A 22,048-nucleotide genomic window follows, 5' to 3' on the forward strand; every position below is an offset into this window, starting at 1 on the left:
ACGAGTTTCAAAAGCTCTTGGATTCTTAAGGCTGCTGGCCTTAGAACTTACAAAATTTGAATCTGGCGAATGAGTACTCAAAATAACATAAGCTCATATTACGAATTGAGGAATATCTTATATATTAGATTGCTTCTGTAAAGATAAAAAAATAAAATATTATAATATTCCTGAATGGTTTAAAGAAGGATTAACAGAATACAGCAGATTTTTAGTAACAAAGGAAAAAACAAATATAAAATCGCCGAAAAAAATAGATAGATGATTGCATTTACCTGCTTTTTCTGTACTCCGCTATGATGAGGTCGACCATCCTTCCATAACTGTATACTCCGTCGTTTTGCATGTTGCTTTTTAAATAAGCATCGTTTATCCTGTCAGATATTTTTTGCAGGCTGCCCTCATGCTTTTCCCAGTATAAATTGTTTTGCTTCAGGTCCCTTATCAATCCGGAACTATATTTTTTCGTAAGTTCCAAATAGGCTTTTTTATCATGCGTGTAGAGGGCATTCATGGAATTTATAAGCGCCAGCAAAACTCCTGAATATTGAAAGTCCGCATCGGGATTTTGCATGCAGACGAAATATGATATGTAATTAGCTTCATCTTCCCTGGCAAATCCCCTCTGATGAGCCATCTCGTGGCAGGCTGTCGACAGTATCATGGAGTCAGGCTGGTCGATATTCACATTTGCCTCGCCGGTGTAGGGAAAATATACGCCCGTTATTCCGGTATATGACATAAGCTTTGAGAGGAGCACTGGCTTTGGAAAGCCGTAAAGGCTAAAAAGCTTTGGATTTGTTTTTGAAGCATTATCAAATCCTGTATGAGCACGCTTGAATGCGCTTTTGTATCCGCCGTAAATGTACATGCATCCTTTCCCATCCTGATGTACTTTTTCCCTCAAAGTATTTGCCCTGTCGATTAAACTGCCGCACACCTGCCTGAGCTCGTTAACCGATGCCGGCCTTACGTCGAGTCCTGCAATTTTGGAATAAGGAAGTCTGTAATAATTAAGCCCCCAGAGGATGATGAACAGAAAATATATGACACTTATGGCAGAAAGGATATTAAGCAGAAGATCCCCAAACAGCCGAAAACTTTTTCTTTTTATGATACATACTAACTTTAAGGCGATATAAAATATCGCAGCTAAAGAAAAAACAATCAAAACCGTCTCCGCAAAAGAGAATGGAAGGCGGCCTAAAACAGCATTCATAGCCGCTATTATCGATCTGTATATCCTGCCTGTATATATTTTTTCGACAATATCCTGATGCATTGATGAAATATATACAAGCCCTATCGAAAAAGGCAAGAGCAAAATAAGTATAAACCTTATTGTATTTTTCTTACTGTTCACGATAATCAAATTCCCTTTCAATCTTTAGTATGCGATATTATTATAACATTAACGCAGGCAAAATATATATCCGCATAAAAATTATATGAAGAATATAAAATATGCCCCAAATATAAAATATATACAGAAACGGCTTATCCCCTTGAATTATTCGGGATTAATTGATAATATTAATGGCAATATAGACTATTGACAGGGACGGGATAAAAGTGAAGGATATAATTGTAGCAAAATTCGGAGGTACATCTCTTGCAGATGCCGGCAGGTTTAAAAGAGTCAAATCGATAGTGCAATCTGACGGGAGGCGCAGGTTTATAGTGCCGTCTGCGCCGGGCAAAAGGAGTAAGGATGATTTTAAGATAACGGATATGCTCTATGAATGCCGTGAGAAAGCAAAACTTGATATGCCTTTTGATGATATATTCGATATTATATCGAAAAGGTATACGGATATAATAAATGAACTTGGATTGAATCTGGACATAAATAAAAATCTTAAAGATATCAAAAACAATATAAAGCGCGGCGCATCAAGGGATTATACGGCCAGCAGGGGAGAATATTTAAATGCATTCATACTGTCTTGCTATCTTGGCATGGATTTTGTAGATGCGTCTGAAGTTATTTTATTTGATGAATGCGGAAATTTCGATGCGGATAGGACCAATGATGTTTTATCCGAATGCCTATCAAAAAAAGATTATGCCGTAATACCCGGCTTTTACGGCAGCATGCCTGATGGAAGAATCAAAACATTTACAAGAGGGGGCTCGGATGTGACCGGAGCCATTGTTGCGAGAGGGATTGATGCATGCCTGTATGAGAACTGGACGGATGTATCCGGATTTTTGGTGGCGGATCCGAGGATCGTGCCGGGTGCCCGGATAATTGAAAATGTCACATACCGTGAACTTCGGGAGCTTTCTTATATGGGTGCCACAGTATTGCATGAGGATGCCATATTCCCGGTAAGAAAGGCTAAAATACCTATTAATATTAAAAATACAAACCATCCTGAAGAAAAGGGAACCATTATAGCAGATGAATGCAGCTTCGGGGATAATGCGCCGGCTATTACCGGAATCGCAGGCAAGAAAGATTTCACCGCAATTACCATAGAAAAAACAATGATGAATGCTGAAATAGGTTTTGGAAGCAAACTCCTCTCCATAATTGAAAAACATAATGTATCCTTTGAACATCTGCCATCCGGGATAGATACTGTTTCCCTTGTTGTCGAAAGCTCTCAACTGCGGGGGAAAACGGGTATTATAATCGACGAGATAAAAAAGGAATGCAGGCCCGATTCGATATCTGTAAATCCTGATATGGCCTTGATTGCAATCGTAGGGCGCGGCATGGCAAATTCAAAGACGGCGGCAGCAAAGATATTTACAGCTCTTGCCGAAAACATGATCAGTATATTGATGATAGATCAGGGGTCAAGCGGTATAAATATTATCGTAGGGGTTAAAGACGGCGACTTCGAAAGGGCTATAAGGGCCATATACCATGCATTTCAGAATTGATGTCTTCAAAGGAGACCCAGGGAATCTGGCGAATGAGTGTTCAAAATAACATAAGCTCATATTACGAATTGAAGGTATATTTATGATGACAGTATATTATGCGGCATGATATAATAAAAATGCAGATTATGTATATGAAGGTGATGATATGGTTGTTGAGACGAAAGGACTCACGGTAAAATATAAGGACTTTGTCGCCGTTGACAATATCTCTTTCGATGTAGCCCCGGGTGAAATTTTTGGCATTGTCGGGCCAAACGGTGCCGGAAAAACTTCTACCATGGAATGCCTGGAAGGTCTGAAAAAACCATATAGTGGCAGGATCAATATTTTGGGTATCGATCCTGCAAACCGTAAAGAGCTCTACAATCATATCGGCGTGCAGCTCCAGGAAGCATCTTTTCCGGATCTCATTAAAGTAGAGGAACTCTGCCAATTGTTTTCGAGTTTTTATAAAAATCCGGCGGATTATCATATGCTTCTTGAACGCTTTGAGCTTACTGATAAAAAGAAATCATACGTGAAGAAATTGTCCGGAGGGCAGAAGCAAAAGATATCGATTATTGCGGCTTTGATTGCCAATCCGCAGGTCATTTTTTTAGATGAGCTCACCACCGGGCTTGACCCTCAGGCGCGTCTTGATATGTGGGAACTTATTAAATCCTTGCGCAGTGAAGGCAGAACAATTCTCATGACCACTCACTATATGGAAGAGGCGGAATATCTTTGCGACCGCGTCTGTATTATGATGAAAGGTAAAATCGTAGCGATAGGCACGGTCAAAGAGCTGATTGAGCAGACCGGCATCAGCCAAAAAATCACGTTTTCGTCTTCGAATGCGAAAAAGCAGGATCTATTGGCGATCGATCATGTGACGGATGTGAATATGCGAGATGGCATAGTCGAGATTTATGGTACCGGAAAAAATCTATTGCGTGACGTAACGATCTATCTGATCGAACATAATATTGCTTTTGAAGATTTATCGAGCAAGAATCCCGGACTGGAAGAGGTATTTTTGAAACTGACGGGATTCGGATTGGAGAAATTCTCATGAAGGCCTTTTTAGTTATGACGCTTACCGAATTGAAATTGTCCATGCGCACATACGTATATGTATTTTTTGCCTTTGTCTTTCCCCCCATGATGCTTTTATTGTTTGGAGGCATATACGGGAATACTCCCAGCGATTTCTATCACGGCTATGGAGCCGTCGATGTATTGACGCCTGCTTATATCGGAATGATTTTGGCTGTTTCCGGTATTATGGGGCTTCCCCTTGGCCTTGCCGAGTACCGTCAACGCAAAGTTCTTAAGAGATACAAGGCGACGCCTATTGGTACGGGAACCATCATGGTTCCTCAACTTCTGGTCAATGGATTCATGAGTATTGTCGGCCTTTTGATATTGATTATTATAGGGAAGATCGTGTTCAACCTGCATTTTTTGGGAAATGTATTTTATTTTATCGTTGCATTCTTATTATCCATGGCCAGCGTTTTTTCCGTTGGATTTTTAATCGCCGCCGTAGCGCCCAATAATCGGGCAGCCATGGGCATTGCCTATCTGGTCTATTTTCCAATGCTGTTTCTTTCGGGGGCGACGATTCCGCTTCAGATTATGCCAAAAGCCGTGCAGGTAATATCAAAGTTCCTCCCTTTGACCTATTGTGTTGAAATTCTGCAGGGCACATGGATGGGAAACCCCCTTGGTGATTTTTCAAGGCAAATCATCATTCTGCTGGCAATAGCTGCGGTTTGTACTGGATTATCGGTTAAATTTTTCCGGTGGGAGTAAATATCCTCTATAACGGCTGCTATGGGCGGTAGAGCCAGGATGTGCCTGCTGGAAGGCGAACAAAAGTAAAGGCAGGCAGCGATATTTGCTGCCTGCCTTTACTTAAACAACCGCGGCTTCAGTTTGCCAAAGTGAATGCGCTTGTTTTTTAATGTATATCGATTCTTCTTTTCGGCATGCCTTTTTTAAGTTTTGGAAGGGTTATTTTCAGTACTCCGTCTTTAAAGGAAGCATCGATTTTATTTTCATCTATATTGTCTACATAGAAACTTCTGCTGAATTGGCCAAAGTGCCTTTCCTGCCTTACATAGTTGTCGGTTTTGCTCTCGGTGGAATCGTTGCGCTTTGCAGATACGGTAAGGTAATTGTCCTCGTAATTCAATTCTATGTCTTCCTTTTTAACACCAGGTACATCTGCTTCAATTATATAGTCGTTATCAGTTTCTTTCATATCGACATTGAACGAATTGCCAAAGAAATCCATCGGTGACATATAGTTGTCATTGAAAAAGTTGTCTATAAATCGATTAAAACGATCGCCTTTCTTGAAAACACCTCTGTTGCCTCTCCAAAAAGGAACCATTTCAAACATTTAAATCAACCTCCATACAATTTATATTTCCAACCGGTGATACAAAATTTTATATTGCCGGTCGAAGCATTTATATATTTTATTATTTATTAAATGATGTAATTTATTCTTACAGTATTATAATAATATAAAGGTCAAAGAAAGTCAAGGTCAAATTAAAAAATTTCAATTCGTAATTTGAAATTATGATAAATAAGATTATGTTATTTTGAGCACTCATTCGCCGGATTCAAGTTTTGTAAGTTCTAAGGCCGGCAGCCTTGATAATCCAAGAGCTTTTGAAACTCGTTTCACTCAGACAATCAAAAGCTCTAAGGATTCTTTTGCGGCAGCAAAGCCAAGAACTTATCAAAACTTTCATAATGCTCATTCGTTGCTCAAAATAACACAATCTTATATTACGAATCGAAGCAGAAAAAAATTTAAAAATATCCGGCATGAATCGAAAAGCTTGAATCCAGAGGAAGAGTGCGTTTTTTTATTTGAATAATTCTATTTCAATCGCCAAGATCGGAGTTTTAAGAGTCTGTAAACTTGTTTAAGCATGATGAAAATGCGTGTATAATATAAATATGGAGTGAGTAATTGTTTGGGGGTGTTATTTTGAAAGGCTATGGTGTCGTGCTCGGCGGAGGAGGCGCACGGGGAGGCTATGAGATAGGCGTATGGAAAGCGTTAAGAGAACTCCAGATACCGATTGCGGCGGTAACCGGCACTTCCGTAGGGGCATTGAACGGCGCAATGATGGTGCAGGGTGATTATGATATTGCCGAAAAAATATGGATGAGCGTTACGGCAGACAGCATAATCAATATGGAAAATGAAATAGCCAGCGCAGTGCAGGATAAAAAGAAGTCTATGTCTTTTATAAATACCATAAAATTCATGATAACGTCAAAAGGGCTTGATATTACGCCCCTAAAAGAACTTCTTTTGAAAGTGATAGACGAGGGAAAAATAAGAAGATCGGAAACAGACCTGGGGATCGTAACATTTTCGCTTACGGATTTCAAGCCGGTGCAGCTTTTTAAAAGGAACATACCCGAGGGCAAACTGGTGGATTATTTGCTTGCAAGCGCATGTTTTCCGGCATTCAAGATACAGGAAATAGACAACAAAAAGTTTATTGACGGCGGAGTTTACGACAATATGCCGGTTTCACTTATAATTCGGAAAAATATAAAAAACATAATCGCGGTGGATATATCGACTATAGAATTAATAAGGAAAATAGATTCCAAGGGGTTAAATATAATAAATATAAAAAATTCCCAGGATTTAGGCGGAATATTAAGCTTTGACAGCGAAAGATCAAAGAGAAATATGGAAATCGGCTATTATGATGCCTTGAAAGCATTTCATAAATATGACGGTAAAAAATATTTTATAATACCATCGAAAGATTACGGCTTATACAGGCGGGTATATATAAACAGCATAAATTTGGAAGATTTAAAGAAAATGTACAGCTTTTTAGGGCTTAGTTTGTATAGAAAGCATTCTTCTGCGAACAAGCTTATAGTATATAAAATAATAAAGACCATAGAGGAGTATACCTGCGGAAAGTTAAACGGGACCACGATTGTTCCGGCGATGGCCGAAATAACTGCAGAGCAGATGGGCATCCCGAGGCTTAAGGCATATACGTTGAATGAGCTAATAGAGAAAATACTCGAGGGCTACAACAGCATCAAAAGCAGCGGTGATTTTGCGGCATATGTGAAAAACGTGAAGGAAATCGTTTTAAATAGAAATCAAAGGTACTATGAAAGCCAGCTTAAAAATATAATACTCGAGGGCAAGTTCTTGATTTTTTATAATCCGGATATAGATGAGAGGGATGTCAAGATAAAAAGGTTCAGAAGGCTTATAGCTTTAACATTCCCTAAGGTGTGCGTTGCGAACTTGTTTATATCGCTGATGCTTTCAAAGCGCTGCACGGGGGACGGCACTGCGCAAAATTGAATACAGCGCCGCACCGCCCTGTGCCGGATACATATATTTTATATTTGAAGAATATTATTCCAATCGCTAAGCTCACAGCCTTAAGAGTCTGTAAACTCGTTCAGGGCAGAATCAAAACTCACTTAAGTTCAAACATTGATTCTGCTAATCCTGAAGCTTCGTCAACAGACTCTAAAGACTTTCCGCTAATTGCGCTTTCCATAATATTCTTCAAATGATCTTTATACACCGCCCTGTGCCTGCTTAGTACAGTTTTGAAACTACGTACTCCAAGAGGCGGTCCGGCACGAAGCGCTTTGCAAAAACGATAAGTTTGTATGACCATCCCGCAGTAATGCGCACAGGTGGATTTTTGCTTTTTATGATCCTGTATATTTCCTTTACAACCGCTCGGGGTCCGGGCCCGTTTTGTTCAGATTTTGCCATCGCGTCGATGGACTTTATAAATCTTTCTTTGTATACCGAGCTTTCCGATGCGGAAACGAATTTCCTTTTGCCCGTAAAGCCTGTTTTGGTATCCCCAGGCTCAACCATCGATACCTTTATTCCGTATGGTTTTAATTCGATGCGCATGGCCTGAGTCACTGCTTCTACCGAGAATTTGCTGGCGCTGTACATCGATTGAAACGGTATGGAAATAATGCCTGCAACAGAGCTTATGTTTATTATAAGGCCTTTTCCCTGTTTTCTCATATGAGGGAGTACCGCCCTTGACATTCTCAGCATGCCGAAAAAATTGGTATCAAACTGGCTGTATGCCTCCTCTATCGATGTATCTTCCACGGATCCTGCTATGCCAAAGCCTGCATTGTTTATAAGTATGTCTATGTGACCCTCTTTCTTTATTACATAATCTACTGCTTTCTTTATGGACTCTTCCGAGCAGACGTCAAGCTGAACCATGTTGATATCGGTATCAGTGCCTGAAGGCTTCCTTGACGTTCCGTATACCGTAAAGCCATTGCTATTTAAGAATTCGGCCGTTTCTTTTCCGATGCCCGATGATGCGCCTGTTATCAAAACGACATTGCCATAATAATTATCCATTATGATTCCTCCACAATATTTTTAAATGATTATGTCCTATATGCATAAATATTTCGCCAAAAAATGGCATATCTCTTTATATTATACAGTAAAAAAAATGTACTTTACAGCCAAAAATATGGTAATATAGTACTATATCGCATTTATACTTTATTAATTGATGGTATGCCTTATAATCATAGGTGTGGATCAGGCAAATCGGTATCATTTTTTAATTCAGTCTGGTCGGATATTCCTCCTTAAAATAAAGGCATGCTAATTTTATTAAAATCGAAGGGAGAAAAAAAGTTATGACTGATATTTTTGAAAAATGCTATAAATTTACGGCTGCAAAGGAAGTAATGAAAAAGGGTGTATATCCGTATTTTCATGCTTTGGATTCGGGGCAGGACTCTGAAGTTGTTATGAGCGGCAAAAGGACTATTATGATAGGCTCAAACAATTATCTCGGTTTAACTTCCGATGAAAGAGTAAAAAATGCGGCTGAAAAGGCTGTAAGAGAGTTTGGATCCGGGTGCTCGGGCTCGAGGTTTTTGAACGGCACCCTTAATCTTCATTTGAAACTTGAAAAGGAGCTTGCTTCGTTTTTGCACAAGGAAGCGGCATTGACATGGAGCACAGGCTTTCAGACCAATTTAGGGATACTTTCCTCCATAGCCGGCCGAAACGATTACATATTAGGCGACAGGCAAAACCATGCCAGTATTGTAGACGGCTGCAGGCTCAGCTTTGCAAAATATTTAAAATATAAGCACAGCGACATGGATGATCTTGAGAGGCTCCTCAAAAATATACCAGACGAGCACGGAAAGCTCATCGTGACAGACGGCGTATTCAGCATGGAAGGGGACATATGCAAGCTTCCGGAAATCGTAGACCTTGCAAGGAAATATGGCGCAAGGGTCATGGTTGATGATGCCCATTCTCTCGGTGTGCTCGGTGAAAGAGGAAGAGGTACTGCCGAATATTTCCACCTTGAAAATGATGTGGATATAATAATGGGAACATTCAGCAAATCCCTGGCAAGTTTGGGCGGATTTATTGCATCCAAGGAAATCGTCATACATTATGTAAAGCATACATCAAGGCCGTTTATATTCAGCGCATCGATACCGCCTGCGAATGCCGCTGCCGCTCTTGAGTCTTTAAAAATATTGGAATCCGAGCCCCAGAGGATAAAGAGGCTGTGGGACAATGCAAATTACATGAAAGAGCATCTCCTTGAGTTGAATATTCCGGTAGGACCGACGCAAACGCCTATTATACCTATTATGACTTATGAAGACTACAGGACGTTTTTGATCGCGAGAAAGCTCCTGGACGAAGGTGTGTATGTAAATCCTGTCGTAACGCCTGCGGTAAATCCGGGTGAAGCGCTTTTAAGGACGAGTTACACGGCAACTCATACTCATGAGCAGCTGGATTATGCCTTGGAGGCATTTAAGAAGGTATTCAGCGAGTTCTAATTGATGTGAAATTGCTTACCATAAAGATTATGCTGATTTGAAGAATATTATTTCATGAATAAAAGAGCTGCTGAAATTATTGGCAGCTCTTTCCTCTTTTTTGTTTTGCCGGTGTAGAAAATCCATGCTACGTTAAAACAGCTTCGATGTGAGGGAAACTATGGTATCCAATCCGAATAGTACAAGCTCAACTGCGATAAGTACGATCACGGCAAGCTCAAGCTTTGTGCCCCTGCGTGAATGGGTAAGCCCCGTAAAAACCTCGGTAATGTCAAGCAGAACCTCTGTCTTGCCTTTTATGTTTTCGTATCTGTCTTTAAGCTCAAAGAGCACCGAAAGCTGTTCGAACAGGTCTTCAGCCTGTTCGTTCTGCCAGGTTACTGTAGGTTTGTCAAAAAGCATTATATAGGATAGGGTATTGTATTTAAACCTTAATATCTTTCCAGACATTTTGGCGAGCTGTTTGTCGTTGAGGTCAAATCGTCCCTTATCAAGAAACTCTATTAATTTTTCCACTTCATCCATGAGCGTATCTATATCGTGTTCTATTTTTTCAAGGGCTACCGATTTCGCGATAACCGTCGATATGATATCCGGTATATAATCATAAACCCTGTTGATAGTTACGGAGTTATAATTAATTTCGTAGGCAAGTTCTTTATCATCCTCGGGTTTAAGCTGATCGTCGATTTCAAGCTTGAAATTTTCCTGATATGTAAAGGGTACGGTATTTGAAATATTTTTATCGATTCTCTTTATATAATCCACTACATCCTGCATTTCATGGAACGTAAGGTTGACGAATACAATGCTCCCAAAGTGAAAGAGGTATACATACTTTTTCTCAGGCTGCAGGATGACGCCTTTTAAATTTTTTTCGTTCAAGAGAAGCGGCTCTTCCCATTTAAACTTTTTATTTATGCCAAAATGGGCGGCAATCTGGTTTAAATTTATCTCGTTCGAAACAACAGTGGATTTTAAATCAAGCAATTGCATTAAATCACTTCCAAAAACTAATTATACATTTATTATACCATATGAAAGCTCCTAAAACACTAACCTATATTAAACAGTTTCAATTCGCAATTTGAACTTACGTTATTTTGAACACTCATTCGGCGGATTCAAGTTTTGTAAGTTCTAAGGCCAGCAGCCGCAAAGCCAAGAGCTTTTGAAACTCGCCTTGCTCAGACATTCAAAAGTTCTAAGGATTCTTTCACGGCGGCAAAGCCAAGAACTTATCAAAACTCTTATAATGCGAATTTCGTTGCTCAAAATAACATAATCCTATTTATGCCTGATTTCATATTGCGAATCGAAGATTAAACAAGGTGCATATTTTATGCACTTCTAACTAAGTTAATATTGCGGGAAAATTTTGCATAATTTCGAGTTAATATTTTTTTGCAAAATTTTATGCAGGATTGAATAAAATAATGTAGAATAGATATGGGCATGACCCCGGAAACTGTTTAGGGGGTCATATCTTAGCATGCCAAAATAAAATCACGTACCCATGCTGTTATGGAGGGTTTTAAATGACGTTTAAGTTTATACATATGGCTGATGTACATATCGACACGGCTTTTAAGAGCAAGGATAAAAGGCTTCGCAGGATCCTCAGAGATGCTGTGTATGAATCGTTTAAAAGAGCGGCTGATGAGGCGATTGCAAGGAAAGCGGACGCTGTTTTGATAGCAGGAGATCTTTTTGACAGCGATACTTTGAGCTTCACTGCGGAAAAGATGATGATAAATGAAATGGAACGGCTTTGCAGAGCTGAAATAGATGTATATTATGCTCCCGGGAACCATGATCCCTGCGGGGGCGATTTTGCTTTAAGGGACATAAAGTGGCCCTCAAACGTCCATATATTCAATTCGCATAAAAGCACAAGCTATGAGATAAGGGATGACAAAGGGGAAATAAAGGCAGTAGTCGTTGGAGCAGGACATGAAAGCAAAAAGGAAGTCAGGGATATCGTAAAGAATTTTCCATATGCCAAAGGCGATGTACCATATGTGGGTCTTGTTCATACATATGTGGCAGGTGAAAAAAATTATTCCGGGCATGAGAAATACGCCCCATGTTCACTGGAGGATTTAAAGTCCAGGGGGTATACATACTGGGCCATAGGGCATATACATGCAAGGGAGAAATTATGTGAGGAACCATTGATCGTTTACCCGGGAAATATTGCAGGCAGAAACATAAAGGAAACCGGTTTGAAGGGGGTATATTATGTTGAAATAAGGAGCAGGCATGATGTAAAATGTGAATTTTTACCCGTCGCGCCGCTTCTTTGGGAAGAATTAGATATAAATAACCTCGATTTGTATAACAGCCTGTCTGATATTGAAAATAAGATATACATATCGATAAGGCAGTATATGGACAGCCTGGATTATTCGGGAAAGCTATTGCTTAGGGTGAACCTTGCAGGTCAGTGCAAACTGTATGGAGAGCTTCAGGATGAAGACAATGTTTCGGAGATGGAAGAGAGCCTGAAGGAGAGCCTCGGCATGGAATATATAGATATAAGCACGGGAAAACTTACAAAATACGTGGACATAAAGAGCTACTATAATGAGCCCCATGTTTTAGGAGAGACACTCCGCCTTATCGAGGGGCTGAAAAATGATGATAGCCTGCTTCTTCACATTTCGCCTGATCTTTCGCTGCCTGCGCCCGATGCGTCAAAAGATAAAAAAATAGAATATTTGAGGGAACTTTTATGCAATATGGAGTATGATGCGGCATCCCGCCTTATAAAGGAGGATGGAAAATGAGGATCAAGAAGATAATGGCCAAAAAATTCGGCTGCCTCAAGGATTTTGAAAGCCCTGATATAGAAAGCAATATGGTTGTAGTTTTTGGAAGTAATGAGGCAGGAAAGTCAACGTTTTTCAATCTGATATCCACCCTTTTTTATGGATGGTCCCCGGTATCGGACAATCCATATATACCATGGGAAGATGATTCCGCAGACTGTGAAGGAGTACTCGAGGGCGATGACGGAAACATGATAAAAGTATACAGAAGGCTTAGAAGCAGGGGAGACGGATACTACATACAAGATGAGAAGAGATATAATTTGGCGAACAGGCCAATACCCCAGGCGGAAAACCTTCCATATCAGATATTCAAGGAGGTCTATGCTGTAAACATCGACAACATGTGTTTCCCGTCTGATAACGTATGGCAGAAAATATTAAGCCAGCTTCTGGGGGGGCAATATGTATCATTCCTAAATCCCGTAAGGGAAGTTGCTGCATCCTTGGAGAAGGAAGCCCAAAGTCTGTGGCGCAGAGATAACTTAGGGAAGCCCGAGGATAAGCTTTTAAGGCAGAAATCAATAAATATCAAACAAAAAATAGAAACTGCACGTGAAAATGAAGAATACATGCATGGAGAAGAAAAAGAGATAGATTCCATACAGGAAAAAATCGATGCGCTTAATGAGAGAAAAATCGAACTCATAAAATATTTCGATCGCATGGACAGGCTCTATCCCGTTTTCCTTAAAATAAAGAGGATAGATAAACTTAATCGCGATGCAGGAAATATTGAAAGTATTAAAAAGCTGCCGGCCGATGCATGTGAAGTTTTATCCGGTATTAAAGATAATATGAGCGCCTTGGAAGAGCAGATAGAAGATTGCAGCAATCAAAGAAAAGCCCTGGAGGATAGAATAAACTCATTTACCGTAATTGACAAAAAGGTTTTGGGATTCAAGAATGAAATAGAAATGCTGCTATCGAGAGGCGCCGGGGAGATACAGGCTGATATAAGCTCCATAGATGAAATAAAAGACGATATATTGAGGTTTAAGGACAGGATAACAAATAAGTGCAGGGAATTTTTGCAGGGCGGATGGGATGAAAGATTGGCTTCTAAATTAGAAAAAATCGACGAGGCCGAGCTTAGATACAGCATACAGAACTTTAAAGCGCTGGATGAGAAGTGCAAGGAGCAGGAACTAAAATTCAGCGCCCTTAAATACAAGGCAGGCGGCATGCAGAATATAAAACATATGCCATATTTTTCATTGGTTTTATGGGCTGCCGGAATAATCGGCCTTTTGCTTAAGGGAAACGCACCGGTCAAGTTTATTTCATTGCTGCTTTTGGTGTCAGGGGCGTTTACATTGTTTTTATATTTTTATCTTAAGAGAGGACAAGATACGGTGGCCGAGCTTAAGGAGGGGGAAAAGGGGCTGAATGCTGCGAAAATCAACAGGGACGAAGCCTTGGAAAAAGTGAAGGCATCGCTTCTTGACCTGCCCGTGGCATCTTCCATATTGGAGAGACCTGATGAGAGCATCATACTCAACGTGATGAACATCAAGGAGCTCTTGTACAACATAAGGTGCGGAAGGGATAAAATAGATAAGAAAAATAAGGCTCTCGATGACAATGCTGATATAATAAAAAAAATAGCCGAGGGCACGGGAATGAAGATAAGCAAAGATATATTGAACGATATATCAGCTATAAGGAGGATATATAAACAGGCGGCAGGCCATATGGAAGATGCCACCGGGGCTCAAAAGGGCATGGAAGAGATATCAAAGAAGGCGACAGAGCTAAAATACAGGATGGATCTGGAGCAAAAAAAAGCGGAAACGATTGAGAAGGGATTAAACAGTTTTGAAGGCGATTCAATGGATGAAAAAACAGAGGATTACGCCAAGCGCCGGAAATGCATGGAGACGGCTGAAGCCCTTAAAAATGAACTGCTAAACGAGCATCCTGATATAGATGAAATAAAAAACGAAATACAAAAAACAGACGACTGGAACTTCGAGGAGGATTATACCGCGAGGGCAAAGGATGAAAGGGAGAACATAGAAAAAGAATTAAACGGATTAAATGAAAGGCTCGGGGCGCTCAAAAAGGATATAGACAACAGAAAACAGATGGAGAGGTTGGATGATTTAAAAGGCCAGGAGGCATATATAGAGGATGAAAGGCGAGAGTGCAGAAGGAAGAGGGATTATCTTATGCTCCTTAGAAATGTTTTGCTTGAAGCCGAAAGGAAATACAGGGATGAAAACCAGCCTGACGTACTGGCCAGGGCCGGGGAATATCTATCTATAATCACAGGGGGGCGGTATTTTAAATTATCTGCGGAAGAAGACGGCAGATCACTTGTCGTCAAAGGAAACTGCAGGGAGGAATATATGAATATCGAGAACATGCACCTTAGCAGGGGGACAAAGGAGCAGATATACCTTTCCCTTCGCCTTGCTCTTTCCGAGCACCTTAATTCGGGGAGTGCAAGCCTTCCTATCTTTCTGGACGAGGTTTTGGTGGACTGGGATGATATGAGGCTTGATAACGGGTTGAAGCTTTTAGCTGAAATAGCAAAGAGCCGTCAGGTATTTTTATTCACCTGTCGCAGACAGGTTTGCGATACAATATGTAAATCGGGCAGTATACAGCTGATTGAACTTTGCTGAAGGAAGGTTTATATATGCATATGACACGCACAATGCTTTTGATTTGTCCTTTGATTTTTGCGGCCGGACTCGTGGATTCCATTGCAGGAGGCGGAGGGCTTATATCATTACCTGCGTATGTATTCGCCGGGTTGCCCATGCATTTTGCATACGGCACCAATAAATTTTCTTCCATGTTTGGGACGCTGTTTTCGACGTTGAGATTTGTGAAAAGCAGGAAAGTTTATCTCAAGTCCGCAATAATATCCGCCATAGGTGCCCTTGCAGGATCGGCTCTCGGCGCAAAGGCTGCGTTATCGCTGAGCGATATTTACCTGAGGTATACCCTGATTATAATGCTTCCAGTTATCGCTGTATTTATACTGGCAAAGAGGAACTTTGGCGAAAACAACAGAGTCAAACATTTGTCCGGAAGGAAAATAATATTTCTATCAGCCATAACGGGAGTAGTAATAGGCGCCTATGACGGCTTTTTCGGGCCGGGGACCGGAACATTCCTCATACTTGTTTATACAGGAGCAATAGGGTTTGATATGACGACAGCCTCTGGAAATTCAAAGATAGTCAACCTTTCATCGAACATAGCCGCCCTTGTGACATTTTTGCTGAGTGGGAAGGTACTGTTCGGGATAGGAATACCTGCGGCATTGTTCGGAATAGCCGGAAACTGGATAGGTTCGGGTCTTGCCATAAAAAATGGTTCAAAAGTTATTAAACCTGTGTTTATAGGCGTATTTGCACTTTTATTTTTAAAAATAGTAACTGAATTCATATAGTATAGGGGACGGTTAATCAAATTTCCTGTTCTCATCGAAGCTGATTTGCCAGCTGGTTTAGGGACGGTTAATCAATGGTGCCAGTTTGTTGGGTACGGTTAATCAAATTTCCTGTTATTCTAAAAATTAGGAGGATATTTAAGATGATCGATAGCGAATATATGAAGCTTCAAAATGGCAGCGATGTAAGAGGAGTGGCATCGGAGGGAATTCCGGGGCAGCATGTGAATCTGACATCACAAAGAGTGGAAAGTATAGCGAAGGCATTTGCCGCATGGCTTAGCGACAAGACAAAAGGCAAAGACAAGCTCAAGATTTCAGTCGGCATGGATTCGAGGATATCCGGTCCGGCTTTGAAGGCTGCTGCAATAGACGGACTGTTATCGGCAGGCTGCAGCGTTTTGGACTGCGGTATGGCTTCGACTCCTGCTATGTTTATGTCCACTGTAATGGATGGGTTTGAATGTGACGGAGCCATAATGATAACAGCAAGCCATCTTCCATTTAACAGAAACGGAATGAAATTTTTTACCCGCGGCGGCGGCCTTGAAAAAGAAGAAATAACGGATATATTGAATAAAGCATCGCAAAATAAATTCAATGAGCCAAAGACGGCGGGCAGTGTAAAAACAGCCGAACTTATAAGAGCATATGCAAAGAGGCTGAGGGATAAGATAATGCAAGAAACAGGCGCGGAGAAGCCTCTTGATGGCTTTAAGATAATAGTCGATGCCGGAAACGGAGCGGGAGGATTTTTCAAAAACGAAGTTTTAGAACCCCTCGGAGCGGATACTTGCGGAAGTCAGTTTACAGAGCCTGACGGGCACTTCCCGAACCATATACCCAATCCTGAAAATAAGGATGCGATGGACTCCATATCAAGTGCTGTAGTCAAAAACGGCGCAGACCTTGGAATAATATTCGATGCCGATGTCGATAGAGCCGGCGCCGTTTTGAAGGGCGGGAAGGAAATAAACAGAAATGCATTGATTGCGCTTATGTCCGCCATAGTTTTGGATGAGCATCCACGGAGCATAATCGTTACGGACTCTGTAACATCGACGGGACTGAAAAAATTTATCGAGGCTCTGGGCGGCATACATCACAGATTTAAAAGGGGTTATAAAAATGTAATAGACGAAGCTATAAGGCTTAACAAGGAAGGAAAGGGATGTTACCTCGCTATGGAGACATCGGGCCATGGCGCCCTTTATGAAAATTATTTCCTGGACGACGGTGCATACCTTATGACGAAAATAATAATAAAGATGGCAAACCTGAAAAAAACGGGCAAAAGCATAGAAAGCCTTATAAGTATGCTACCGGAACCAAAAGAAGCCAAAGAATTCCGGATGAATCTAAACTGTGAGGATTTCAAGGAATACGGGATGAAAATTATCGATGATCTGCATGAATATGCAAAGAGAATGGATTGGGACATAGCACCTGACAATTACGAGGGGATACGGGTGTCGTTTGATAAGGAAAACGGTGACGGATGGTTCCTTCTAAGGATGTCGCTGCATGAGCCGCTTATGCCTTTAAACATAGAATCCGACTCAAAAGGCGGGGTGAATATAATCGCATCCAAAGTTTATGAATTTTTAAGAAGATACAGATATCTCGATACGAAAATACTGGCAGGGGACAGCTCCGCGTCAAGTCATGCTTAATACAGAGCCGTCCCGCCGGCTCAAAGTTTATGAATAGAAGGTAATGAATTTAATGGAGTAGATATCGCAGAGCATCTTGTCGTCGGTACCCTCGGGCCTTATGATTATATAGCTTATACCTACATCCGTAAGTACGCCCAGCCTATCCGTCAAAATGTTGGTGCCTATCAAAAATTCGATCCTGACGTTTTTGCCTATTTGTGTCTTAAGATACGCCTGCGTAAAACCGATGTCTGTTATAACACTCGGCGTCTGCCCTATTACACTATCCGGCGCCTGCGCTGTTGAAGGCGGTGGGGCGGCGGGAGTGACAGGCTGTCCTGATGTCGTTCCGGGAACAGGAAAGTCTTCATCTGAAAAATCATCCATCCGTTTGGTATCATCCGCATTTGGAATTTTAAAGCAATTTGGATAACAATAAGGATACATTAACCAACCTCCTTGAAAATTACTTATAAACTATAAAATCATGTTTCATAGTAAACGCTTGTAGGTATATAGAAGCAGTGCTGCCCGATCCTGTTTATAATCGAACCTGCGCCATTTTTGGGGAATATTAAAGGACAGGTCGGAATAAAAGGATTGAAATACCAGAGTGCAGTTCCTATTTCCCATAGTCTGTGGCCCGAAAGAGCCCAATCGGCGATATCATAATGTATCTGGTCGGGAGGGTTTGACCAGATAGTTTGGGTGTTAATCTGCCCGCCGATAATTGAACGGGCGCAATCAAACTGACCCGGCTGAAAAATTATTTTCCGCAAATCGCCCTGACCCATTCTTAAGTATTCGCCGGCAGATACGTTGACTCTGTTCATGATCACACATGCGACGGCTTTCATACCTGTGTCCCCTTCTCCTCCGGCTTCACATTTAATTATCCTGGCAAAAAGTTCCCGCACTGAAAAGGCCATGTGCATATCCTCCCTAAAAATATCGATAATACAGTATATTCAACAAAACTTGTTATGTTACTTCTAATTTTTTATGAACCTAAAATTAACAGATTCTAAAGACTTTCAGCCGATGCCCTTTCAATAATATCTTTCAAATAATCTGCGCGCATCATGAATCTGTTTCCAATTTGAAATTTAATATGGATAAAATTATGCTATAATGATATTTATATTAAGCTTGAATTTTATCCGGTCATAAAAAGAATATTAATAAATAATTATAGCAAAGGTGAAATCATGGATAAGAAAAAAAGATGGACAGTGATAGCGGGTTCTGTTGTCTGTGCACTAATCCTGGCATTTTTGATAGCTTACGGTTTGCTTGCATGGAACAGGGATATAGCCGTTGTAAAAATATCCGATGCATCGGCACTTACGGCGAAGCTCAAGACAGCCGTAACTGGAAATGGAAATATTGAGCTTGGCGAGCCGGACATGAACGCGGTCATAAGTGAATATTTCAAAGGCAGCAAATATAAAAATAAGATAAAGGATCCTTTTATAAAGCTTTCAGGGAACGACGCCATATTAAGCGCCGTTGTGCCATTCTGGAATAAGGACTTCTTCGTGCAGTGCCGGATGAATATCGCCGTTGCAGGCGGCAGCATCCGCCTGAAGATACAGAAGCTTTCAATAGGGAAAATAATGATACCTAAGGGTATCGCATTGAATCTCATCAAGAAAAATCTGGGCAAAAATGTAAAGATACTGGACGATGGTTCCATAGATATCGGCAGCCGCATACTGATGTTTGACATAAAGGATATAAGATTGGCGTCAGGCAGCATAAACCTTACGCTGGCAACGCAGCTCGCATCAAAGGAAGGCGCGCAGCAAAATAAAGGCGGCAATGTTCAAAATGGCTCGCAGCCTGCATCAGGCGGAGAGGCAAAACCTGCCGTTGACCCAAAGATTGCAGCGCTTAAAACTACAAACAAGGAGCTTCGCTTGGTACTTGGCGATGTGACAAACAGTCAGGCCAAAAGCTGGGTATTATCCGTTATAGCGATCAATTCAAAGATGATCAGTAATCCGTCTGAAAACTTTTCAGGAGAGATAAGCAATGCGAAAGGGGCTTTCGGACGCTTTTCTTCAGATGCAAAAGACGAGATAAGAAGCGCTGCAATGAATAATATGGATATGGCAACTATAAGGTATCTTGCCAAAACATACGGGCTTTAAAAAAAGAGGCATTCCATTATCTGCGAAGGAATGTATGATAGTCCGCATAGCGATTGTTATTAGGGCGATTAAAATGAAAACTTTATTGCATTTGCTGTTTTCTGATATAATAAATGGTAACAATTATAATATGAATGTTGATATTTAATAATAGTGTATCCTGACGGATGAACGGACGTATATTTTAAGATAATGAGGTATAATGATGTCGAAGAAGCAGATGGCGAAAAACACCGCCATAATAGTCGTTTTGATGATCATAAGCAAAATACTCGGCTTTGGAAGGGAGAGCCTGATTGCGGCAAAATATGGCGCATCCTTTGCAAGCGATATATATGTATTTGGAATGGGCATGACGAATATCCTCTTTACAAGCATAGGAAGTTCGCTCAGTACTACATTTATTCCGATGCTCTGTGATTTTATCGAAAACAAAACATATGAAAAGAGAAATTATTTTGTAAACAATATAATGAACATAACATTATTGATTTCTGTAATTCTTGTTCTGTTCGGCATAGCTTTCGGCAAATACATAGTTTTGATTTTTGCGCCGGGGTTTGCTACAAAATACAGTGCGGCCAACTATGCACAGGCAATAGAGCTTACAAAGATCATGTTCGTATCTTTGGTATTCGTAGGGCTTCAGAATGTGCTTACAGGTGTGCTGCAGGCCCATGGTGAATTTACAGTGCCTGCCTCCACACCTATATTTTACAATATAGTAGTAGTTCTTTATCTTGCATTTTTGGGTTTGAAATACGGTGCAAAAGGCCTCATCATATCGCTGATAATCGCAAGTTTTGTGCAGGCAGTCATACAGATACCGAAATACAAAAGCATGGGCTACAGATATAAGCTGATAATCGATTTCAAAGACGAGAGCATTAAAAAAATGTTTCATCTCATAATACCAGTGCTCATAGGGGCATCCGTGGCCCAGATCAATTTTCTTATAGACAGGTTTTTTGCATCCAATGCCGGTGAAGGCGCCATGGCAATGTTGAATTTCGGCAATAAACTTACGATTTTTGTATACAGCATCTTTGGGTTTGCACTTTCCACAGTCGTGTATGCCAATCTTTCAAAGCTTTCGGCACAGGACAACCGGGATGAATACAAATCGACACTTGCAAGCGCAATAAATATGATTGCTTTAATAATAGTTCCCGCCACAGTCGGGATGATGATTTTAAGGAGGCCTCTTGTAAGGGTGGCATTCGAGAGGGGAGCCTTTGACAGCAAGGCGGCCGTGGTAACTGCAGCAGTGCTTCTATTTTATTCCCCGGGGATGGTCTTTTATGGGATAAGGGATATACTGGGAAGAGCGTTTTATTCGATAAAGGATACCAAAACTCCGACGATAAACGGCGTGATAGGAATCGTCTTAAACATAATATTGAACTATTTGCTTTACATGGCCATGGGCATAGAAGGATTAGCACTTGCGACTTCACTGTCGGCGATAATTACAACTATTTTGCTGTTCTACACTTTAAACAGAAAGATCGCTCTGGATATGGAAAGGATATTGAAAACATTTTTGAAAGTCATAGTGGCCGCGGCAATAATGGGTATATTCGTATTCTTTATAAATAAATATTTGTCGGCCGCTCTGGGAGCTTCCCTGATCAAACAATTTGCAGGCCTTATCGTGTCGACTGTCCTTGGCATGATAATATACGCTGCGGTCATAAAGCGCATGAATATATATGAATACAACTACTTCATGGGATATTTCATGAGAAAATTAAAAATATCAAAATGGTGAAAATAATGAGGAAAATGAGACATTTCACTGCCTGCGCGGTTTCTATATCAAGGATGAAGAATAAAATAATCAAAAAAAGTTAAAAAATGTTTAATTTTTTGCAGGAATTAAAGTGGAAATTGTAGAATATATAGACCCACAATGGCGACAAGAAATTTGAGAAATGATGTTTTGAACTGATAATATTGCAATATTTTTAAAGCCATTAAAAATATTATTAAAGTTAAAATCTGATAATTCAGGATAATCAAGATTATGGATGAAGGGCAATTTTATAAAAAAAATATGGATAAATGGTATGCAGCTTTTGTAGAGACTGGTAATGAAGATAATGTTAAGGCCAGACTTGAATACCGCTTTCAGGATCGCCTTATTTTTTATATCCCTAAGCGTAAGTTGCGTGAGAGAAAAGGCTGCCATTCCTGGGCGAAGAGCCAATTCATGATTTCAAAGGCTTAAAAAATCCTGATTTG

Annotated in this window: 18 protein-coding genes; 12 read left to right on the forward strand and 6 right to left on the reverse strand. The window is 40.6% G+C overall.

Going from position 1 to position 22,048, the window contains the following annotated elements; all coding sequences use genetic code 11:
• Nucleotides 1-271 precede the first annotated feature (271 nt).
• Nucleotides 272-1,363: a DUF3810 domain-containing protein gene (locus QME45_07690; protein MDI6618544.1), complete on the reverse strand. Its 1,092-nt coding sequence runs from the start codon at nt 1,361-1,363 to the stop codon at nt 272-274.
• Between the two features lie 209 nt (nt 1,364-1,572).
• On the opposite strand from QME45_07690, the gene QME45_07695 reads away from it, so the two are divergent.
• The 3 genes from QME45_07695 to QME45_07705 all read left to right on the forward strand — a co-directional run bounded on the left by QME45_07695 (nt 1,573) and on the right by QME45_07705 (nt 4,689).
• Nucleotides 1,573-2,892 carry an aspartate kinase gene (locus tag QME45_07695; GenBank protein MDI6618545.1) on the forward strand — a complete coding sequence of 440 codons (1,320 nt, stop codon included), beginning with the start codon at nt 1,573-1,575 and terminating at the stop codon, nt 2,890-2,892.
• 148 nt (nt 2,893-3,040) lie between these two features.
• Nucleotides 3,041-3,949, forward strand: a complete 909-nt coding sequence (locus QME45_07700) for an ABC transporter ATP-binding protein (protein ID MDI6618546.1) — start codon at nt 3,041-3,043, stop codon at nt 3,947-3,949.
• Nucleotides 3,946-4,689: an ABC transporter permease gene (locus QME45_07705; protein ID MDI6618547.1), complete on the forward strand. Its 744-nt coding sequence runs from the start codon at nt 3,946-3,948 to the stop codon at nt 4,687-4,689. The genes QME45_07700 and QME45_07705 overlap by 4 nt, the downstream gene beginning before the upstream one ends.
• 148 nt (nt 4,690-4,837) lie before the next feature.
• Here the strand turns inward: QME45_07705 and QME45_07710 are convergent, their stop codons facing one another.
• A complete protein-coding gene (locus QME45_07710) occupies nt 4,838-5,281 on the reverse strand; it encodes an Hsp20/alpha crystallin family protein (protein ID MDI6618548.1) in 444 nt (147 codons plus the stop codon).
• A gap of 603 nt (nt 5,282-5,884) precedes the next feature.
• Between QME45_07710 and QME45_07715 the strand changes: the two genes are divergently transcribed.
• Nucleotides 5,885-7,246, forward strand: coding sequence for a patatin-like phospholipase family protein (locus QME45_07715; protein ID MDI6618549.1), 1,362 nt, complete (start codon nt 5,885-5,887; stop codon nt 7,244-7,246).
• Nucleotides 7,247-7,489: 243 nt separating this feature from the next.
• On the opposite strand, the gene QME45_07720 is transcribed toward QME45_07715, so the two are convergent.
• The gene (locus QME45_07720; GenBank protein MDI6618550.1) at nt 7,490-8,293 is read right to left on the reverse strand and encodes an SDR family oxidoreductase; all 804 of its coding nucleotides are present in this window, start codon (nt 8,291-8,293) and stop codon (nt 7,490-7,492) included.
• A gap of 290 nt (nt 8,294-8,583) precedes the next feature.
• On the opposite strand from QME45_07720, the gene QME45_07725 reads away from it, so the two are divergent.
• The gene (locus QME45_07725) at nt 8,584-9,759 is read left to right on the forward strand and encodes an aminotransferase class I/II-fold pyridoxal phosphate-dependent enzyme (protein ID MDI6618551.1); all 1,176 of its coding nucleotides are present in this window, start codon (nt 8,584-8,586) and stop codon (nt 9,757-9,759) included.
• A 132-nt stretch (nt 9,760-9,891) separates the two neighbouring features.
• Here QME45_07725 and QME45_07730 read toward each other — a convergent pair whose 3' ends face one another.
• A complete protein-coding gene (locus tag QME45_07730) occupies nt 9,892-10,755 on the reverse strand; it encodes an RMD1 family protein (GenBank protein ID MDI6618552.1) in 864 nt (287 codons plus the stop codon).
• Nucleotides 10,756-11,297: 542 nt separating this feature from the next.
• Between QME45_07730 and QME45_07735 the strand changes: the two genes are divergently transcribed.
• The 4 genes from QME45_07735 (at nt 11,298) to QME45_07750 (ending at nt 17,669) form a co-directional block, all read left to right on the forward strand.
• Nucleotides 11,298-12,548, forward strand: a complete 1,251-nt coding sequence (locus QME45_07735) for a DNA repair exonuclease (GenBank protein ID MDI6618553.1) — start codon at nt 11,298-11,300, stop codon at nt 12,546-12,548.
• The gene (locus QME45_07740; protein ID MDI6618554.1) at nt 12,545-15,220 is read left to right on the forward strand and encodes an AAA family ATPase; all 2,676 of its coding nucleotides are present in this window, start codon (nt 12,545-12,547) and stop codon (nt 15,218-15,220) included. The genes QME45_07735 and QME45_07740 overlap by 4 nt, the downstream gene beginning before the upstream one ends.
• Before the next feature lie 14 nt (nt 15,221-15,234).
• Nucleotides 15,235-15,996, forward strand: coding sequence for a TSUP family transporter (locus tag QME45_07745; GenBank protein ID MDI6618555.1), 762 nt, complete (start codon nt 15,235-15,237; stop codon nt 15,994-15,996).
• Nucleotides 15,997-16,139: 143 nt separating this feature from the next.
• Nucleotides 16,140-17,669 (forward strand): phosphomannomutase/phosphoglucomutase, encoded by a 1,530-nt coding sequence (locus QME45_07750; GenBank protein ID MDI6618556.1) that lies wholly within the window; start codon nt 16,140-16,142, stop codon nt 17,667-17,669.
• Between the two features lie 27 nt (nt 17,670-17,696).
• Here QME45_07750 and QME45_07755 read toward each other — a convergent pair whose 3' ends face one another.
• The gene (locus QME45_07755; GenBank protein ID MDI6618557.1) at nt 17,697-18,098 is read right to left on the reverse strand and encodes a hypothetical protein; all 402 of its coding nucleotides are present in this window, start codon (nt 18,096-18,098) and stop codon (nt 17,697-17,699) included.
• 38 nt (nt 18,099-18,136) lie between these two features.
• Complete coding sequence (locus QME45_07760) at nt 18,137-18,580, reverse strand: cell wall hydrolase (GenBank protein MDI6618558.1); 444 nt, start codon at nt 18,578-18,580, stop codon at nt 18,137-18,139.
• A 279-nt stretch (nt 18,581-18,859) separates the two neighbouring features.
• Between QME45_07760 and QME45_07765 the strand changes: the two genes are divergently transcribed.
• The 3 genes from QME45_07765 (at nt 18,860) to QME45_07775 (ending at nt 22,034) form a co-directional block, all read left to right on the forward strand.
• A complete protein-coding gene (locus QME45_07765; GenBank protein MDI6618559.1) occupies nt 18,860-19,804 on the forward strand; it encodes a hypothetical protein in 945 nt (314 codons plus the stop codon).
• A 202-nt stretch (nt 19,805-20,006) separates the two neighbouring features.
• Nucleotides 20,007-21,575, forward strand: a complete 1,569-nt coding sequence (murJ, locus tag QME45_07770) for a murein biosynthesis integral membrane protein MurJ (GenBank protein MDI6618560.1) — start codon at nt 20,007-20,009, stop codon at nt 21,573-21,575.
• Between the two features lie 255 nt (nt 21,576-21,830).
• Complete coding sequence (locus QME45_07775) at nt 21,831-22,034, forward strand: hypothetical protein (GenBank protein ID MDI6618561.1); 204 nt, start codon at nt 21,831-21,833, stop codon at nt 22,032-22,034.
• Nucleotides 22,035-22,048: the final 14 nt, after the last annotated feature.

It is taken from the genome of Clostridiales bacterium (genome assembly GCA_030016385.1).
Classification (GTDB): Bacteria; Bacillota; Clostridia; order Clostridiales; family Oxobacteraceae; genus JASEJN01.

Excerpts from the sequence above, each read along its gene's own strand:
- QME45_07700 (MDI6618546.1), top strand. The coding sequence starts at position 3,041 with ATGGTTGTTGAGACGAAAGGACTCACGGTAAAATATAAGGACTTTGTC.
- QME45_07705 (MDI6618547.1), top strand. The coding sequence starts at position 3,946 with ATGAAGGCCTTTTTAGTTATGACGCTTACCGAATTGAAATTGTCCATG.
- QME45_07710 (MDI6618548.1), bottom strand. The coding sequence starts at position 5,281 with ATGTTTGAAATGGTTCCTTTTTGGAGAGGCAACAGAGGTGTTTTCAAG.
- QME45_07720 (MDI6618550.1), bottom strand. The coding sequence starts at position 8,293 with ATGGATAATTATTATGGCAATGTCGTTTTGATAACAGGCGCATCATCG.
- QME45_07725 (MDI6618551.1), top strand. The coding sequence starts at position 8,584 with ATGACTGATATTTTTGAAAAATGCTATAAATTTACGGCTGCAAAGGAA.
- QME45_07730 (MDI6618552.1), bottom strand. The coding sequence starts at position 10,755 with ATGCAATTGCTTGATTTAAAATCCACTGTTGTTTCGAACGAGATAAAT.
- QME45_07735 (MDI6618553.1), top strand. The coding sequence starts at position 11,298 with ATGACGTTTAAGTTTATACATATGGCTGATGTACATATCGACACGGCT.
- QME45_07740 (MDI6618554.1), top strand. The coding sequence starts at position 12,545 with ATGAGGATCAAGAAGATAATGGCCAAAAAATTCGGCTGCCTCAAGGAT.
- QME45_07745 (MDI6618555.1), top strand. The coding sequence starts at position 15,235 with ATGCATATGACACGCACAATGCTTTTGATTTGTCCTTTGATTTTTGCG.
- QME45_07750 (MDI6618556.1), top strand. The coding sequence starts at position 16,140 with ATGATCGATAGCGAATATATGAAGCTTCAAAATGGCAGCGATGTAAGA.
- QME45_07755 (MDI6618557.1), bottom strand. The coding sequence starts at position 18,098 with ATGTATCCTTATTGTTATCCAAATTGCTTTAAAATTCCAAATGCGGAT.
- QME45_07760 (MDI6618558.1), bottom strand. The coding sequence starts at position 18,580 with ATGGCCTTTTCAGTGCGGGAACTTTTTGCCAGGATAATTAAATGTGAA.
- QME45_07765 (MDI6618559.1), top strand. The coding sequence starts at position 18,860 with ATGGATAAGAAAAAAAGATGGACAGTGATAGCGGGTTCTGTTGTCTGT.
- murJ (MDI6618560.1), top strand. The coding sequence starts at position 20,007 with ATGATGTCGAAGAAGCAGATGGCGAAAAACACCGCCATAATAGTCGTT.
- QME45_07775 (MDI6618561.1), top strand. The coding sequence starts at position 21,831 with ATGGATGAAGGGCAATTTTATAAAAAAAATATGGATAAATGGTATGCA.